Here is a 15702-nt window from a genome sequence, read left to right on the forward strand (position 1 = left end):
GAAAGCGCTACGCGCCTTTCCCGGGAAAACCGCTCACACTTTTCCTGGAATTGCTCTAGCGCGTCGGAACGGGATGCTCGCCGCGATAGTCGTAGAAGCCACGCCCGGTCTTGCGGCCGAGCCAGCCCGCCTCGACATATTTGACCAGCAGCGGGCAGGGGCGGTACTTCGAATCCGACAGGCCGTCATGCAGCACCTGCATGATCGACAGGCAGGTGTCGAGGCCGATGAAATCGGCCAGCTGCAGCGGTCCCATCGGATGGTTGGCGCCGAGCCGCATTGCGGTGTCGATGGCGTCGACCGAGCCGACACCCTCATAGAGCGTGTAGATCGCCTCGTTGATCATCGGCAGCAGGATGCGGTTGACGATGAAGGCCGGGAAGTCCTCCGAGACCGTGATCGTCTTGTCGAGCTGCTTCACATAGGTCTTAGCCGCCTCGAAGGTCTGGTCCTCGGTGGCGATGCCGCGCACCAGCTCGACCAGCTTCATCAGCGGCACCGGGTTCATGAAATGTATGCCGATGAAACGCTCCGGCCGGTCGGTCTGCGCGGCAAGCCGGGTGATCGAGATCGACGAGGTGTTGGTCGCCAGTATGGCTTCGGGATTGAGCTGCGGACAGAGCTGCGCGTAGATCTTGCGCTTGACAGTCTCGTCCTCGGTTGCCGCCTCGATCACCAGATCGGCGCCGGCGAGATCCGCCATCGCCGGTGCCGAGGCAATGCGCGCCATTGCCTGGTTGCGCAGCTTCTCGTCGAGCTTGCCGGAGCCCACCTGGCGGGCCATGTTGCCGCTGATGGTGGCGATGCCCTTCTCGATGCGGTCGGGCGATATATCGTAGATCAGCACCTTGTAGCCCGAAAGCGCGGAGACATGGGCGATACCCCCACCCATCTGGCCCGCGCCGATGATGCCGATCGTCTCGATCTTGCTCATTACACCGATCCCGTCAAAAGGCCTTTGCAGCCTGCTTTTTGTGCGGTGCAAACTAAAAGGGCGGGGCGACTTCGTCTACCCCACCCCAAGCATTTAATACGCTTTGCCAGAGAGCGTCAAAGCGCCTTCTGCAACTCCGGCAGAATGACGAAGAGGTCGCCGACGAGGCCATAGTCGGCAACCTGGAAGATCGGGGCCTCCTCGTCCTTGTTGATGGCGACGATGACCTTGGAATCCTTCATGCCGGCGAGGTGCTGGATGGCGCCGGAGATGCCGACCGCGATGTAGAGATCGGGAGCGACGACCTTGCCGGTCTGGCCGACCTGCCAGTCGTTCGGCGCATAGCCGGCATCGACGGCGGCGCGGGACGCGCCGACCGCGGCCCCGAGCTTGTCGGCGACCGGCAGGATGACCTCCTGGAACTTCTCCGACGAGCCGAGAGCACGGCCGCCCGAAATGATGATCTTGGCAGAGGTCAGTTCCGGACGATCGGTCTCCGACAGCTTGTTCTCGACGAAGGAGGATAGGCCTGGATTGGCGGCCGCCTTGACGGTCTCGACAGCGGCGGAGCCGCCCTCGGGCGCCGCCTGGAAGGAGGCGGTGCGCACGGTGATGACCTTCTTGGCGTCGGTCGACTGCACCGTCTGGATGGCGTTGCCGGCGTAGATCGGACGCTTGAAGGTGTCGGGCGAGACCACTTCGATGATCTCGGACACCTGCGCGACGTCGAGCAGCGCCGCGACGCGCGGCGCGACGTTCTTGCCCGACGAGGTCGCCGGCGCGATGATGGTGTCGTAGCCGCCAGCCAGCGACACGACGAGGGCCGCCGTCGGTTCGGCGAGGCGCTCGGCGAGTTCGTCGGCTTCGGCGAGCAGCACCTTGCTCACGCCCTTCAATTTGGCGGCAGCGTCGGCAGCGCCCTTGGCGCCCTTGCCGGCCACCAGCACATGCACGTCCGAACCGATCTGCAGGGCCGCCGACAGCGCCTTGGCGGTCTGGTCGGAAAGGGTGGCGTTGTCGTGTTCCGCGATGAGGAGAATTGCCATTTTATCTGTTCCTTCCGATCTCAGAGCACGCCGGCTTCGTTCTTCAGCTTGTCGACCAGTTCGGCGACGCTCTTGACCTTGACGCCTGCCTTGCGGCCGCCCGGCTCCTCGGTCTTGATGACCTTGAGGCGCGGCTTGACGTCGGCGCCGTAGTCGGCCGGCGATTTCTCGTCGAGCTGCTTCTTCTTGGCCTTCATGATGTTGGGCAGCGAGGCGTAGCGCGGCTGGTTGAGGCGAAGGTCGGCGGTGACGATCGCCGGCATCTTCAGTTCCACCGTCTGCAGGCCGCCATCGACTTCGCGCGTCACCTTGGCCTTGTCGCCGTCGAGCACGAGCTTGGAGGCGAAGGTGCCTTGCGCCCAGCCGAGCAGTGCCGCCAGCATCTGGCCGGTCTGGTTGGAATCGTCGTCGATCGCCTGCTTGCCGAGGATGACGAGGCCGGGCTGTTCGGCCTCGACGACGCCCTTCAGCACCTTGGCGACGCCGAGCGGCTCGGTCTGCTCGTCGGTCTTGACCAGGATGGCGCGGTCGGCGCCCATGGCGAGCGCGGTGCGGAGCGTTTCCTGCGCCTGCTGCGGGCCGATCGAGACGACGATGATCTCCTCGGCCTTGCCGGCTTCCTTCAGCCGGATCGCCTCTTCCACCGCGATCTCGTCGAACGGGTTCATCGCCATCTTGACGTTGGCGAGTTCAACCGCCGAACCATCAGCCTTCACGCGAACCTTGACGTTCGCATCCACAACCCGCTTCACGGGCACAAGGATCTTCATTTGCCTGTCACCTCTTCACGCTAGTTGGGCGCGCTATAACAGCCTGCGCCCTTTCTGAGTTGTCGAAAGCCGACATTCCTGACTGAATTCCGGCCAGACGGAATTCCGGCCGGATGGAAATTCTGGTCTTTGCCCGTCTTTGACTGCTCCTTAACAGCCTTGGGCTCGGACGGAGACGTTTCCGTAGTTGGGGCAACCCTTGACGTCAATACGCTGAAAGCGGCTCAAATCGGTTCAGTTCGGGCCAGAAGGGTTTCCCCGGCCCCAGCGCGCCGTGGTGGCGGGCGGTTCGGGCGCCGCTGGCTGAGCCGCGACCGGCGGCTGGTCGGGAGTGGGAGCCACGGTGTCCTCGTCCGCGCCGGCAAAAAGCGGCACGCCGCGGCTGCGCAGGACAAGCACCAGCACCGCGCCTGCAATGATGCCGCCGATGTGGCAGGCCCAGGAAATCTGATCCTCGCCACCAGCGGCAAACATGAAGACCTGGAACAGCACCCACAGGATCAGCGGGATGAAGGCCGGAATGCGCAGCGGTATGCGGGCAAAGGCAAGCACCCAGACCTTCACCCGGGGATAGAGGATCAGGTAGGCGACGACCACGCCGGCAATGGCGCCGGAGGCGCCGATCAGCGGCACCTGCGAGTCCCAGGCGACGAAGCTCTGGAAGGCGGCGCCGGCGACGGCGCACAGGAGATAGAAGATGAGGTAGCGGATGTGGCCGAGGGCATCCTCGACATTGTCGCCGAACACCCACAGGAACAGCATGTTGCCGCCAAGGTGGAAGATGTCGGCATGCAGGAAGGAATAGGTGAGGTAACTCAGGCTTTCGGGGATGATCACAAAGCGAGGGTCGAGCTCGGCCGTGTCATGGACGACGGACGGGATGAAGCCGAGGCCAAGCACGGCGGCGTTGGTGAAGTTCTCCCCGCCGAGCGCGGTGGCGCAATAGACCAGCGCGTTGACCACGATCAGGCCGATCGTCACATATTGCAGGCGGATGTGGCGCAGCCTGTTGGTGTCGTAAAGCGGGATGAACATGCGTGTCTGGCCCCTCCCGCTTTCGGTCCGTTCAGCGGTTCTTGCCGGGAACCCATAGCACGTCGGCATTTCCATTGTCATTGACCGCCCGGGCGGCGACAAACAGGAAGTCCGAGACGCGGTTGATGTATTTCAGCCCGTCGCGGTTGACATGCTCGACCGGATCCTGAGCCAGCGCCACCATCAGCCGTTCGGCCCGCCGTGCCACGGTGCGGGCAAGATGCAGGGCAGCGGCGGCCGGCGTGCCGCCGTTGAGCACGAAGGATTTGAGCGGCTGCAGATCCTTGTTGAGGAGGTCGATGTCCTTCTCGACCCGGTCGGTCTGCACGGGCGTGATCCGCAAAGGCTCATAGCCCAGCGGCTTGCCGTCGTCGGGTACGGCAAGGTCGGCACCGAGGTCGAACAGATCGTTCTGGATGCGCGAAAGCATGGCATCGATCGCCGGGTGGCTGGCTGCCGTGTGGACACGGGCAATGCCGATGCAGGCATTGGCCTCGTCAACCGTGCCGTAGGCATCCACCCGCAGGTCGGATTTCAGCCGCCGCTCGCCAGTACCGAGTCCTGTCGTGCCGTCATCACCGGTGCGGGTGTAGATCTTGTTGAGCTTGACCACATCGCCTCCCGAACGGTCCTCATTTGCGGGTGAAATACACCGCCAGCAGGATCAGCACCAGCGCCACGGCCTGCAGCATCACGCGTGCCTGCATCAGCTTGTTCGAGGTAACGCCGGAACCGCCGCGCATCATGTTGATGAGGCCCCGGATCAGCACGATCACCACGGCGGCCATGACCAGAATGGCGAGGATATTGAAGACGGTTGCCATTGTTGCGTTTCCAGTTGTTTTCGCGTTCAGGCGCGCTTGGCCATCAGGCGGTAGAGCATCGATGCCGGCAGGATGCGCTTGAATGCAGCGCCAATCCTGGCCGGCACTGTTACCACATAGTGCGGGCGCGGGCGCCGCGACAGAAGTGCATGGCGCAGAACCTTGTGGACCACTTCCGGCCCAGGCTTCAGCGCCGATTGGCTGCCGCCGGCCCGCAGCCGTTCCAGCTGCGCGGCATAGTCCGCACTGTGCACGGAATTCTCGATGTCGATGTTTTTCAGGAACCAGGGCAGGCCGTTGCTGGCGATCTTCGATTTCACCGGCCCCGGTTCGATGAGCGAAACATGGATGCCGCTGCCTTCCAGTTCCTGGCGCTGGCAGAGCATCAGCGCCTCGAGCGCATGTTTCGACGCCGAATAGGCGCCGCGAAAGCGCACCGGCACGAGGCCGAGTATCGACGAGCAATGGACAATGCGGCCGTGACCCTGGCGGCGCATCACCGGGACCAGACGGCGGGTCAGATCGTGCCAGCCGAAGAAATTGACCTCGAACTGCTCCTTGAGCGCGGCCACCGACAGGTCCTCGACCGCACCGGCCTGCGCGTAGGCGCCATTGTTGAACAAGGCGTCGAGCCGGCCGCCGGTGCGTTCGAGCACTGAAGTTACCAGGACGGCGATAGAATCCGGTTCGCCGTAGTCGAGGTAAAAAGCCTCGATGCCGTCCGCTTCGAGGGCGGCGATGTCTTGGTGCTTGCGCGCCGTCGCGAACACCCGCCAGCCCTCGGCCTTCAACGCTCGGGCGCAATAGGCGCCTATCCCTGAAGACGCGCCAGTGACGATGACGGTGCGCAACTCCGCCGCTGGAGAATTCGTGGTTTGACGAAGGGTTGCCATTTGCCGCATTCACTTCCCATATTCGCGGCGTCTAGACAATCGAAGGGGAGCGCGCGTTTTTGCTGCGGAATATTGTCGCCCTGCGCCGCGTGCTCTACGACGCTCTCGGCCATTTCAACACCGATGACGGCTGGGCCATGGCCAGCCATCTGGCGATCACCTCGCTGATGGCGCTGTTTCCGTTCCTGATCTTCGCCACGACGCTGGGCAGCTTCCTTGGCGCCGAGGCCTTTGCCGACACGGCCGTGCACCTGGTCTTCGACACCTGGCCCGATCAGATCGCCAAGCCGATCGCGCATGAGGTGCTGAACGTGCTGACCGTCCGGCGCAGCGACCTGTTGACCTATGGCGTGCTGCTCGCCGCCTACTTTGCCTCGAACGGCATCGAGGCGCTGCGCACGTCGCTCAACCGGGCCTATCGCGTCACGGAGACGCGCGGCATCATCTACCGTCGTGTGCAGAGCATCTTCTTCGTGCTGATCGCCACCGCAGGGTTCCTGGCGATCAGCGTGCTGCTGGTGTTCGCGCCGCTGCTGGCGCGGCTGGCGGAAGCTCATTTCCAGTGGATCAAGCCCTATACCGGCACGATCACGCTGTGGCGTTACGTCATTGCCTCAGCCGTCATCATCGGCGGGCTGTTTGCCGTGCATTACTGGCTGCCGGCCGGCAAGCGCCGCTTCGTGTCGCTGGTGCCGGGCATCGTCTTCACGCTGGCGGCGTGGCTTATCGGCTCGACCATGTTCGCCACTTATCTCGACCATTTCTCGTCCTATGTGACGACCTATGCCGGGCTGGCCTCGATCATGATCGCGGTGGTCTTCCTCTACATCGTCTCGGCGATCTTCATCCTTGGCGGCGAGCTCAATGCCGCGATCAGCCGCTATCTGGAGGCGCGGGCCCGGGTCGGATGAGTCGGTAGCGGGATAAGGGGAACTGAAGAACTGGGGAATTGAAGAATTGAAGAATTGAAGAAGCAGTACGCAGGCTGCTTCCTCAGTTCCTCAGTTCCTCAGTTCCTCAGTTCCTCAGTTCCTCAGTTCCTCAATCCTTCCCTTACCTGCAATTCTTCCCCTGGTCTGCCGCGCCGTTGCCAGGCCAACGCCGAAAGTCGTGATGGCCATGCCGACGATCTGCAGCGCGTTGAGCTGCTCGTCGAACAACGCCCAGGCGATGACCGCCGTTACCGCCGGGACGAGGTAGAACAGCGAGGCGACCTTTGACATCTCGCCGTCGCGGATCATCACCATCAACAGGAAGATGGCGCCGAGCGACAGCACCAGTACGAGCCAGGCCATGGCGAAGATCAGTTCGCCATTGATGACGACGGTGTGTGTCTCGAAGGCAAGCGCGGCAAGGATCATCAGCGAGCCGCCGCCGACATATTGCCACATGGTGGCCGCCACGAGGTCGCCGCCGGAAGCGAAACGCTTCTGCCAGATGGTGCCGGCGCTCATGCCGAGCACCGAGACCAGCGAGGCGGCCAGGGTCGCGGCGGTCACGCCGCCACCCAGCGCCCCGAGTTTTGGCCACAGCACGATGACGATGCCGATCAGGCCGATGCCAAGGCCAAGCCAGTGGCGCGGCAGGATTGCCTCGCCGAGGAACTTGCCGGCAAGCACCGCCGTGATCAGCGGTTGCAGGCCGACGATCAGGGCCGAAAACCCGGCCGGCATGCCCCGGTGGATGGCCCAGAAGACGGCGCCGAGATAGACGCCATGCATGAGCACGCCGGCGCCGGTGGCGTGCAGCGCCTCCTTGCGGGTGGCTCGCTTCGAGCCCAGCACCGGCATCAGGACAGCCAGCAGGATGGCGGCGATGACGAAACGCGCGGCGAGGAAGGTGAATGGCTCCGCCCATGGCATGGCGTAGCGCGCGCCGATGAAGCCGGTCGCCCACAGGACGACGAAGGTGGCGGGGATGAAACGCTTGATGCTGTGCATTCCCGGAGACCGCCGCGTTGGGGAGAGTTGACCGTGGCGATGCTCTAGTCCCGTTCAACCCGGCGCGCAAAACGAAACGATTGATCCATGCATCACGGGAATTCAACGGAGCGGTGGGTCCGGCGTCCGGTTCTCCCGACCTCGCAGAGGTCAAAGTCCAATCATCCGCCTGATGTCGTCAGGTGTCGCGCCGGCCCCGCGCAGCTTGGCAAGGCCGGTGTCGCCAAGGCTCTTCGACAGTTTTCGCCCGTCCGGCCCGAGGATGAGCCGATGGTGGAAGTAGGCGGGTTGCGGCAGCCCAAGCAATTCCTGCAGCAGCCGCTGCACACCGGTGGCGGAAAACAGGTCCTGGCCGCGCACGACATGGCTGACGCCTTGCAGGGCGTCATCGACAATGACGGCGAGGTGGTAGCTGGTCGGGATGTCGCGGCGTGCCACGATCACGTCGCCCCAATCCTGTGGACGGGCCTCGACCGGGCGCGTCGCGGATAGTGTCTCATCGGTGAATTCGGTCCAGGCGAGGTCCTTGCCGACACGCGCCATGGCGGCGCCGACATCCAGCCGCCAGGCAAAAGGCTCGTTGTCGGCGATGCGCCGTTTGCGTTCTTTCACCGGTAGCGCCTTGTCGGCGGGGGGATAGAGCGGCACGCCGTCGGGATCGTGCGGCCAGTCACGTCCGCGCTTTTCGCTGTCGGCGATGAAGGCCCTGATGTCGCCTCGGCTCATGAAGGCGGGATAGACGAGTTCTTCGCGGATCAGCCGGTCAAGCACCGCCTGATACTCCGCGAAATGCTCGGACTGGCGGCGCACTGGCTCTTCCCAGCCAAGCCCCAGCCTTTCCAGATCGGCAAGCACGCCCGCCTCGAATTGCGGCGTGCAGCGCGTGGTGTCGATATCCTCGATGCGCAGCAGCAGGCGGCCGCCAGTGACCTTTGCCAGCTTCTGGTTGAGCAGCGCCGAATAGGCGTGGCCGAGATGCAGTTCGCCGTTGGGGCTGGGTGCGAAGCGGAATGTCAGGAGCGTCATATCTTTGGCGGCAATCGGGTTGTGCTGCTGTTTCGGCGGTTGCTACCTTGCGGCACATTCCAGGACAAGGAAACCATGCAACGTATCGCGACACTGGACGACATTGCCCGCGGCCTGGATGCGCTCTGCATCATCGACCCGCGCCTGGAAAAGGTGCGCGGCATGGCCGGCGAGGTGCCGCTCAGGCTGTCCGAGCCGGGCTTCAGGAGCCTGGCCTCGATCATCGTCTCGCAACAGGTCTCCCGGGCGAGCGCCGATGCGATCTTCGGCCGGCTGACCAGGCTGGTCGATCCGCTGACGCCGCAGGCGATCCTGGCCGCCGGCGAGGACATGTTTCGCGAGGCCGGCCTGTCGCGGCCCAAGCAGCGCGGATTGATCGCGGTTGCCCAGGCCGTGGCCGGCGGGCTCGACCTCAATCACCTCTGTTCGCTCGACGCGACCGATGCGATCACGGCGATGACCGCGGTGCCCGGCATCGGTCCCTGGACGGCGGAAGTGTACCTTCTGTTTGCCGCCGGGCACCCCGACATCTTTCCCGCGCGCGATGTCGCGCTGCAAACGGCGGTCGGCCATGCGCTCGGCATCGACCCGCGTCCGCCGGAGAAAACGCTGATCGCATTGGCCGAATCATGGAGCCCGTGGCGAGGTGTCGCATCGCGGCTTTTCTGGTCCTATTATCGCGAAACCAGAGGCAGGGACGCCGCGCCGCCGTCCTGAATCCGCAAAAAAGTATAAAAATCGAGGGTTTTTGACGCCTTGGGCAAGCGACAATCCGCTTCACATCCCTGTCATGTCGGGCTTACAGTATCCGCGCCGTTCGGGTCTAGAACCAAGGAGGTAAACACGTGACGGTTGCCGTATCTCCGGATGGGCTTCCAGCACTGGTGCTGAATGCGGATTACCGTCCGCTCAGCTATTACCCCCTGTCGCTCTGGTCCTGGCAGGATGCCATCAAGGCGGTGTTCCTCGACCGGGTGAACATCGTCGCCGAATACGAGCATGCGGTGTCCTCGCCGACCTTCTCCATGAAGCTGCCGAGCGTGGTCAGCCTGAAAGCCTATGTGAAGCCGTCCCGGCATCCGGCCTTCACCCGCTTCAATGTGTTCCTGCGCGATCGCTTCCAATGCCAGTATTGCGGCACGCCCGAGGATCTGACGTTCGACCATGTCATCCCGCGCCATCGCGGCGGCGCGACGACCTGGGAGAATGTCGTCGCCGCCTGTTCGCCCTGCAACCTCAGGAAGGGCGGCATGATGCCGGCGCACGCCAAGATGTGGCCGCTGCAGAAGCCTTATCAGCCGACGGTGCATGATCTGCACAACAACGGCCGCCTGTTCCCGCCGAACCATCTGCATGAAAGCTGGATGGATTATCTTTACTGGGATGTCGAACTCGAACCATAGAGTTCGGCAGAAATCCGCCATACTGGCCGCCTGACGCAGCTTTCTGCGCTTCCGGTGCTCACGTACTTAAGTACGCTCCGCTCCGGTTCTCGAAAGCTTCGCCATTCGACTCAGCCTGCCGAATTTCTGGACGAACTCTGTGCCGCGCTGGTTTAACTAGTCGCGGGCCAGCGCACCCCGGAAGGCGACGGCGGCCAGGATGAGGCTGGCGATGGCGTTCCAGCCGGCCAGCGATAGGCCCAGGATGCGCAGCGCCGCCTTGTCGCAGGAGGGCGGCACGAATTTGTCGAGCGCGTCGAGCACGCCCTTGCCGCCGGTGTCCACCGGGCCTGCGCCCGCGGTGCAGTCGGTCGGGCCGGCCCACCACTGCCATTCGACGCCGGAATGGTAGACGCCGAGATAGAGGCCGTAGAGCATCAAGAGGCCGCCAATGCCCAGCAGGCCGCGCGTCAGCCATGCGGGCGCGCGCAGCATCGATGCGATCACCGCCAGCACCATCAGCGGTATGCCGATATAGTAGGGGGTGCGCTGTTCCAGGCAGAGATGGCAGGGGATGTAGCCGCCAATGTACTGGAAGCCGAGCGCCGAGCCGACGGTCGCGGCCATGGCGACGGCGAGAAACAGGGCAGTCCGCGTCCGCTGGCGTCCGGTATCGACATTCATGGTCGCTGTCATGGGTCTTTCGTCCGTTGTGTTCGCCGCCCGCCGGGTCCGCTTGCCCCTCAAAACCGTCACCCGGTTTTGAGACCTGGGCCTCAGAGGGCGTATTTGATCAGGATATAGAGCAAAATCAGGGCAGCCGCGGCGGCGCCGACGATCAGGCCAAGGCGCTTTTCGATGAACTCGCGGATCGACTCGCCATAGCGGCGCAACAGCCAGGCCAAGAGCAGGAACCGGGCGCCGCGCGCCACGATGGCCAGCACGATGAACAGCGCCAGATTGACGCCGATGACGCCGGACAGGATCGTCACCACCTTGATCGGCGGCAGGTGCGCCGCACCCGAGGTGATCAGCATCAGGATGATGAAGCCGACGCCCGACGAGGTGCGCAGTTGCTCGAACTCATCATACTTGCCGTAGAATTCGAGGATCGGCCGTGCCACCGCCTCATAAGCGTAGTGGCCGATGAACCAGCCGGCAATGCCGCCCAGCACCGAGGCGGCGGTGGCGATCAGCGCATAGCGATAGGCACGATCCGGCCGCGACAGCGCCATCGGCAGATAGAGCACATCGGCCGGCACGAGGAACACAGAGCTTTCGACGAAAGCGATGAAGGCCAGCCACCATTCCGCGGATTTGCGGGCCGCCAGCGACAAGGTCCAGTCGTACAGTCCGCGAAGCATCGGCTCTCCTAATGCATGTGGTCCAAAATGCGCAGCCGCCCGGGGACAATGGCAGGGATGAAAACAGGAGCCCAGGCTTGCGCGTCGGTGCCTTCAGACCCGCCACGCATCATGCGCCGCCTGTCTAGAAAGATTTTCCGCGCCGCACAATGGCAGCGCCGCCACGAAATCGAAAGGCGCAGTTGGTCGCATCCGGGGATTGCTGAGAATTGGCCAGTTGACGAACAGGCCTCCGACCGTATAGTCCGCGCCCATCCAGGCTGTCCGGCCTGAGCCCCTATGGCGGAATTGGTAGACGCGCTCGACTCAAAATCGAGTTCCGCAAGGAGTGCTGGTTCGATCCCGGCTAGGGGCACCATTCCATGTTCAGGAACTGATCCGTATTGCTCGCCTGCGCATGATGCAGGGCAAAACCCGCTGACAGGATCGAGGCGCAGGCCGGCTACAGCGCCAGCCTGCGCCCTCGTCAATCCGCTCAGAGCGAATGCTTATAGCCGATCGCGATATTCCATTTGTCACCCGCGAGATCGTTGTAGGGGGCCGAGGTGGTATCGGTCTTCTTCCAGGAATAGCCAACGCTGGCATAGACCGCGTTGGTGGAGTCGATGCTGTAGGTCAAACCGGTGGCCAGCTTGGGCGTTTCCCAGGTGGTGTTGAAGGCATTGCGGTAGCGGAAGTTGAAGACGTTCCAGGTCCATTGCTTGGAGACCTTCCAATCGCCCGCGATATACAGGGCGTAGTAAGGAACATTCGCATTGGCATCCGCGTCCTTGATGATGCCTGTATCGTGCCAGGTGTAGCCGAGCCCCAGGCTGGGGGTCAGGGTGAAGGCATCCGTGACCTTGATTTTGTAGCCGAGGCTGGCTTCGGCGTAGTACTGGGATTTTCCACCGGTCTTGAAGGTGGGCTGGATAAAGATGCCGCCGACGAAATTGTTGTCGAAACTGTGCGAAACGCTGAGCTTGAAATAGGTGTCGGCAAGCGACCGGGCGGTGTTGCTGCCATTGTTGATGGCGTAGAATTCCGGGCTCCCCTCTATTCCAATCGTCCAGGTCGGGGCTGCCGGTGGCGGGGCTTCGACCAGATCGGCCGCAAAGGCCGATGTGGCCGTGGACAAGCAAACGCCCAATGGGGCGATGATGGTGCGCAAAAGCATGGTCTTTCCTCGATATGTAGCGGCGCATCGGAATGGAGCGGCGCGTTGGGATGTGGCGGCGATTTAGCTAGGCGCGCGTCATTACAGTTATGTGACGGTGTGCCATTCGTGTGGACGACTTTGCCCACACGGCTCTCGATGGGGTCTCGGCGGTGCAGATTGGCCACACCGGCGAGACGGCGGAGGCACGCTCACACCAGCCGGTTGCGCGGCAGCCGGCTAGCCATCGAGCCGATGGCTAGAAGGGGATCCAGTCCCCGAATATATGTCTAAACAGGATCAAGAGGCCGATCAACAAGGCTATCCAAAGGCCGGGTTGTCGCAAACTGGAGGCCGGCATTCAGCGCCGTCTCAGCAGGCTCTTCATCCGGTTGCGCAGCAGGCGCGCCATGTTGCGGGTCTCGCGATAGAGATGCAGTTGCGAGGCGGCCTGGCGGGCGAGGCGGTCGGCGTCCGTGGTCAGCCCGATCACCAGCGTGCCGATCGGCTTGCGCTCGCTCCACAGCCTGCTCATCACCGGATGGTCGGGCACCGCGCAGGAATCGGTCATCATGATGTTGGGATCGTCGAGATGCTGCCGGGTGACCTCGATCATAAGCAGCGTGCCCGGCGAATAGGCGGCCAGCGTCTCGTCATAGGCCGTCTTCCAGGTATAGGCGACGCCGGCTTCGACGAAGACGATCAGGCAGGCGATGGTGCGGCCGTCGAGCGTCAGCGAATGGATGCGGCACATGTCCTGTTCGGCGAGCCGGTGCACGGCCTCGCGGGCGAAGGCGGCCCGGAAGCGGTCGATCGCCATGGCGGTGCGCTCGCGGCCCTTCCAGCCGGACGCTTCCAGCGTCAGGAAGCTCTCTATGGCATGGCGGATTTCCTCGGGGCCGCGCGCCACCACATGCTCCAGCCTGCCGAGGTCGGCAAGGCGCCGCTTCAGGCGGCGGAACTCGCGATAATGGTGCGAGCGCAGCGATGCCTTCAGATAGTCGTCGCCGTCGAGCTCGCTCTCCAGCACCGGGCGCAGGGTCTGGCCGGTGGTGACCAGCGTCAGGCCACGCGTTTCGGCCACCGTGCCGAGCAGGCTCGCCACCGGGCCGTCGAGCCTGATGTCGGGGAGCACGAAGACTTTCGGCAGTTTGAGATGCGGGCGCGACAGCATCGAGAAGAAGTCCTCGACGACACCGACCGGATCGTCGCGGTCGATCAGCGGCGTGCCGAGCGGGCCGAAGGGGCTCGACCAGGTACGCATCACCGGAACGCCGAGCGGGACAACCGGGCGCTCCACCGAGATCGGCACCAGGAGGCGCAGCCGGTTACGGTATTCGTCGCCGTCGCGGATCACGGCCAGCCTCACTTCGCGATCTTCGAGCCGGGGCATGGCGGGCGCCAGGAAGCGCGGGTTGAAGAAGACGTTCGGCTCGATCGTGCGGGCGCAGAGATAGTCCAGCTCCTCGACCAGGTCGAAACCGGCCGATGCCGGATAGATAGCAAGCTTGCGCTCGGGCCGGTTGTTGGCGAAGATTTCGATATGGGCGGGGTCGGGATCGCGCGCCAGCCCGGCAAGGCCGGACACCATGGCGCCGGCAGTGCCGCCGCTGGTTTCCTCGAGCAACGGGATGGCGGCCATCAGGCGGCTCCTTTGGCTGGCACGAAGATCGCCATGACGATGCCGAGCTTGCGCCACACCGTGAAGGACAGCGCGCTGGCTTCGAAGATCATGGCAAAGGCGGTGGCCATGGCCGCGCCCCAGAGGCCGAAATGCGGGATCAGCACCACGTTGAGGCCGATGTTGAAGGCCAGTGTCATGGCATAGACGGCGGCGCAGATGTTCTGGTTGCCGCTCATGGTGAGCAGGCTCTCGCAGGGGCCGACGGCGGCGCGCGCCACGACGCCGAAGACGAGCAGGAACAGAAGCGGATAGCCCGACGTGAATTCGGGGCCGAACAGCACCAGCATGGGTTTGCCCAGCGCCAGCACCAGCAGCGCCATCAGCAGCGAGGGCCAGAAGGTCCACGACACCGTCTCGCGGGCGAAGGCGGCGAGCTTTTCCGGCTCGCCATGGGTGAATTGCGCGTAGCGCTGGGCAACGCCGGCCTTGACGGCGAAATAGACGAAATGCACCAGCGCCAGCGTCTTGACCGTGGCGAAATAGACGGCGACGTCGTTGGGATTCATATAGGCGCCGACCATCAGCACGTCGGCATTGGTGAGCAGGAAGAAGAAGCTCTCGACCAGGAAGATCGGCAGCGAGACGACGAACCACTGCGCGAAATGCACCTTCATCGGCCCGGCCGGGATCTGCCTTTCCATACGGTGGGTGACGCCGATCAACTGAGCGAGCGTGGTGACGTAGGTGGCGGCGATCGAGGCGAAAATCGCCGTCCTGGCATCGGCGGCGTAGCCGGCGAAAAGCATCAGCGCCATGAACAGCAGGATCAGCACCGGCCGTATCAGATAGGTCGGCGACAGGGCGAAAAGCGCCCAGCTGTTCGCCCTGGCCTGGCCCTGCAACAGATCCGACACCGCGATCATCGGCAGGCAGATGGCGCCGAGGATGAACGGTATCACGTAGTAGTTTTCGATCCAGGGCGCCGCCAGCCAGACAGCGAGCGCGCCGAGCCCGGCGATGATCGTCGAGGCGATCAGCACGAACAGACGGCTGGCCACGACGATGCCGCGCAGTTCGTCCATCATGCCGCGCTCGCGGTATTCGGGGATGAAGCGGATGACCGAGGTGTGGAAGCCGAGGCAGGCGAGGTTGCCGACGATGACCATCGTCACCCAGACAAGCACGAAGATGCCGTATTCGAACGAGCCCATCCAGCGCGCCATCAGCACCTGGCTGATGAAGGCGATGACGGCGCTGACGATGCGGATGGAGAAGGCGATGACCGACATGCGGCCGGCTTCGCCGCGTTCATCGGCGGTGAACAGCACGGCGTCGATGCGGCCGAGCAACGGCTCCACGCGCAGCGCCAAACGCTGCGGCAAGAACCGCCCGGCAGTCGTGGCCGCGGAAAAGCGCACCCCGATCTCTCTCCGTTTTCCGCCTCTTTTTCAGGCTTTGGTGTAGCGGAGACACATTAAGAAACGGTTGGGTGGGTTATCCCTTCGCCCCGTTTACGGGGAGAAGGTGCCGGCAGGCGGATGAGGGGCAGCGCCGGCTTTTGGCGGTTTGCGCCAATACGGGAAGAGGAAGAAAAGCTATCTATGGATGAAGCGGCTTTGTAGAGGCGGGCGTATCATCGCTTCTGGTCGCAGACATGCGCCAATCGCGGGCCCCAGCGCAGCCCCTCATCCGCCCTTCGGGCCCTTCGCTATCGCTCCGGGCGTTCGTT

18 protein-coding genes and 1 tRNA gene are annotated in these 15702 nt (G+C 63.7%); 4 read left to right on the top strand and 15 right to left on the bottom strand.

What is annotated here, in order from left to right:
* Positions 1-55: 55 nt before the first annotated feature.
* From MesoLj_RS09240 to MesoLj_RS09270, 7 genes are all read right to left on the bottom strand, one after another.
* Complete coding sequence (locus MesoLj_RS09240; RefSeq protein WP_013892834.1) at positions 56-934, bottom strand: 3-hydroxybutyryl-CoA dehydrogenase; 879 nt, start codon at positions 932-934, stop codon at positions 56-58.
* Positions 935-1050: 116 nt separating this feature from the next.
* Entirely contained in the window at positions 1051-1980 is a 930-nt protein-coding gene (locus MesoLj_RS09245; protein WP_140772305.1) for an electron transfer flavoprotein subunit alpha/FixB family protein, read from the bottom strand.
* A 20-nt stretch (positions 1981-2000) separates the two neighbouring features.
* Entirely contained in the window at positions 2001-2750 is a 750-nt protein-coding gene (locus MesoLj_RS09250; protein WP_056576157.1) for an electron transfer flavoprotein subunit beta/FixA family protein, read from the bottom strand.
* A gap of 234 nt (positions 2751-2984) precedes the next feature.
* Positions 2985-3785: a rhomboid family intramembrane serine protease gene (locus MesoLj_RS09255; RefSeq protein ID WP_140772304.1), complete on the bottom strand. Its 801-nt coding sequence runs from the start codon at positions 3783-3785 to the stop codon at positions 2985-2987.
* Positions 3786-3816: 31 nt separating this feature from the next.
* Positions 3817-4398 carry a cob(I)yrinic acid a,c-diamide adenosyltransferase gene (locus MesoLj_RS09260; protein WP_202325813.1) on the bottom strand — a complete coding sequence of 194 codons (582 nt, stop codon included), beginning with the start codon at positions 4396-4398 and terminating at the stop codon, positions 3817-3819.
* Between the two features lie 19 nt (positions 4399-4417).
* On the bottom strand, positions 4418-4609 hold the full coding sequence (locus tag MesoLj_RS09265; protein WP_027031242.1) for a twin transmembrane helix small protein: 192 nt from the start codon (positions 4607-4609) through the stop codon (positions 4418-4420).
* A gap of 26 nt (positions 4610-4635) precedes the next feature.
* Entirely contained in the window at positions 4636-5502 is an 867-nt protein-coding gene (locus MesoLj_RS09270; RefSeq protein ID WP_202325814.1) for an SDR family oxidoreductase, read from the bottom strand.
* A 59-nt stretch (positions 5503-5561) separates the two neighbouring features.
* On the opposite strand from MesoLj_RS09270, the gene MesoLj_RS09275 reads away from it, so the two are divergent.
* Positions 5562-6413: a YihY/virulence factor BrkB family protein gene (locus MesoLj_RS09275; protein WP_140772298.1), complete on the top strand. Its 852-nt coding sequence runs from the start codon at positions 5562-5564 to the stop codon at positions 6411-6413.
* A gap of 114 nt (positions 6414-6527) precedes the next feature.
* Here MesoLj_RS09275 and MesoLj_RS09280 read toward each other — a convergent pair whose 3' ends face one another.
* Both MesoLj_RS09280 and gluQRS read right to left on the bottom strand, forming a co-directional pair.
* Complete coding sequence (locus MesoLj_RS09280) at positions 6528-7442, bottom strand: DMT family transporter (protein ID WP_202325815.1); 915 nt, start codon at positions 7440-7442, stop codon at positions 6528-6530.
* A gap of 150 nt (positions 7443-7592) precedes the next feature.
* Positions 7593-8468, bottom strand: a complete 876-nt coding sequence (gluQRS, locus tag MesoLj_RS09285) for a tRNA glutamyl-Q(34) synthetase GluQRS (protein ID WP_202325816.1) — start codon at positions 8466-8468, stop codon at positions 7593-7595.
* A 75-nt stretch (positions 8469-8543) separates the two neighbouring features.
* Here gluQRS and MesoLj_RS09290 point away from each other — a divergent pair, with 75 nt between their 5' ends.
* On the top strand, positions 8544-9185 hold the full coding sequence (locus tag MesoLj_RS09290; protein ID WP_140772292.1) for a DNA-3-methyladenine glycosylase family protein: 642 nt from the start codon (positions 8544-8546) through the stop codon (positions 9183-9185).
* Between the two features lie 128 nt (positions 9186-9313).
* Positions 9314-9871 (top strand): HNH endonuclease, encoded by a 558-nt coding sequence (locus MesoLj_RS09295; protein ID WP_008874122.1) that lies wholly within the window; start codon positions 9314-9316, stop codon positions 9869-9871.
* Between the two features lie 156 nt (positions 9872-10027).
* On the opposite strand, the gene MesoLj_RS09300 is transcribed toward MesoLj_RS09295, so the two are convergent.
* From MesoLj_RS09300 to MesoLj_RS09310, 3 genes are all read right to left on the bottom strand, one after another.
* On the bottom strand, positions 10028-10546 hold the full coding sequence (locus tag MesoLj_RS09300; RefSeq protein WP_202325817.1) for a disulfide bond formation protein B: 519 nt from the start codon (positions 10544-10546) through the stop codon (positions 10028-10030).
* Positions 10547-10626: 80 nt separating this feature from the next.
* Positions 10627-11214 (bottom strand): YqaA family protein, encoded by a 588-nt coding sequence (locus tag MesoLj_RS09305; protein WP_202325818.1) that lies wholly within the window; start codon positions 11212-11214, stop codon positions 10627-10629.
* A gap of 93 nt (positions 11215-11307) precedes the next feature.
* Positions 11308-11469, bottom strand: a complete 162-nt coding sequence (locus MesoLj_RS09310; RefSeq protein ID WP_181179819.1) for a hypothetical protein — start codon at positions 11467-11469, stop codon at positions 11308-11310.
* Between the two features lie 18 nt (positions 11470-11487).
* Here MesoLj_RS09310 and MesoLj_RS09315 point away from each other — a divergent pair.
* Positions 11488-11572, top strand: a tRNA-Leu gene (locus tag MesoLj_RS09315).
* A 117-nt stretch (positions 11573-11689) separates the two neighbouring features.
* Here MesoLj_RS09315 and MesoLj_RS09320 read toward each other — a convergent pair.
* The 3 genes from MesoLj_RS09320 to MesoLj_RS09330 all read right to left on the bottom strand — a co-directional run bounded on the left by MesoLj_RS09320 (position 11690) and on the right by MesoLj_RS09330 (position 15391).
* Positions 11690-12364 (bottom strand): hypothetical protein, encoded by a 675-nt coding sequence (locus MesoLj_RS09320; RefSeq protein WP_202325819.1) that lies wholly within the window; start codon positions 12362-12364, stop codon positions 11690-11692.
* Positions 12365-12710: 346 nt separating this feature from the next.
* On the bottom strand, positions 12711-13991 hold the full coding sequence (locus tag MesoLj_RS09325) for a GNAT family N-acetyltransferase (RefSeq protein ID WP_140772286.1): 1281 nt from the start codon (positions 13989-13991) through the stop codon (positions 12711-12713).
* Complete coding sequence (locus tag MesoLj_RS09330) at positions 13991-15391, bottom strand: oligosaccharide flippase family protein (RefSeq protein WP_140772284.1); 1401 nt, start codon at positions 15389-15391, stop codon at positions 13991-13993. The genes MesoLj_RS09325 and MesoLj_RS09330 overlap by 1 nt, the downstream gene beginning before the upstream one ends.
* Positions 15392-15702: the final 311 nt, after the last annotated feature.

Origin of the sequence: Mesorhizobium sp. 113-3-9, from assembly GCF_016756515.1 — a bacterium.
GTDB lineage: Bacteria > Pseudomonadota > Alphaproteobacteria > Rhizobiales > Rhizobiaceae > Mesorhizobium.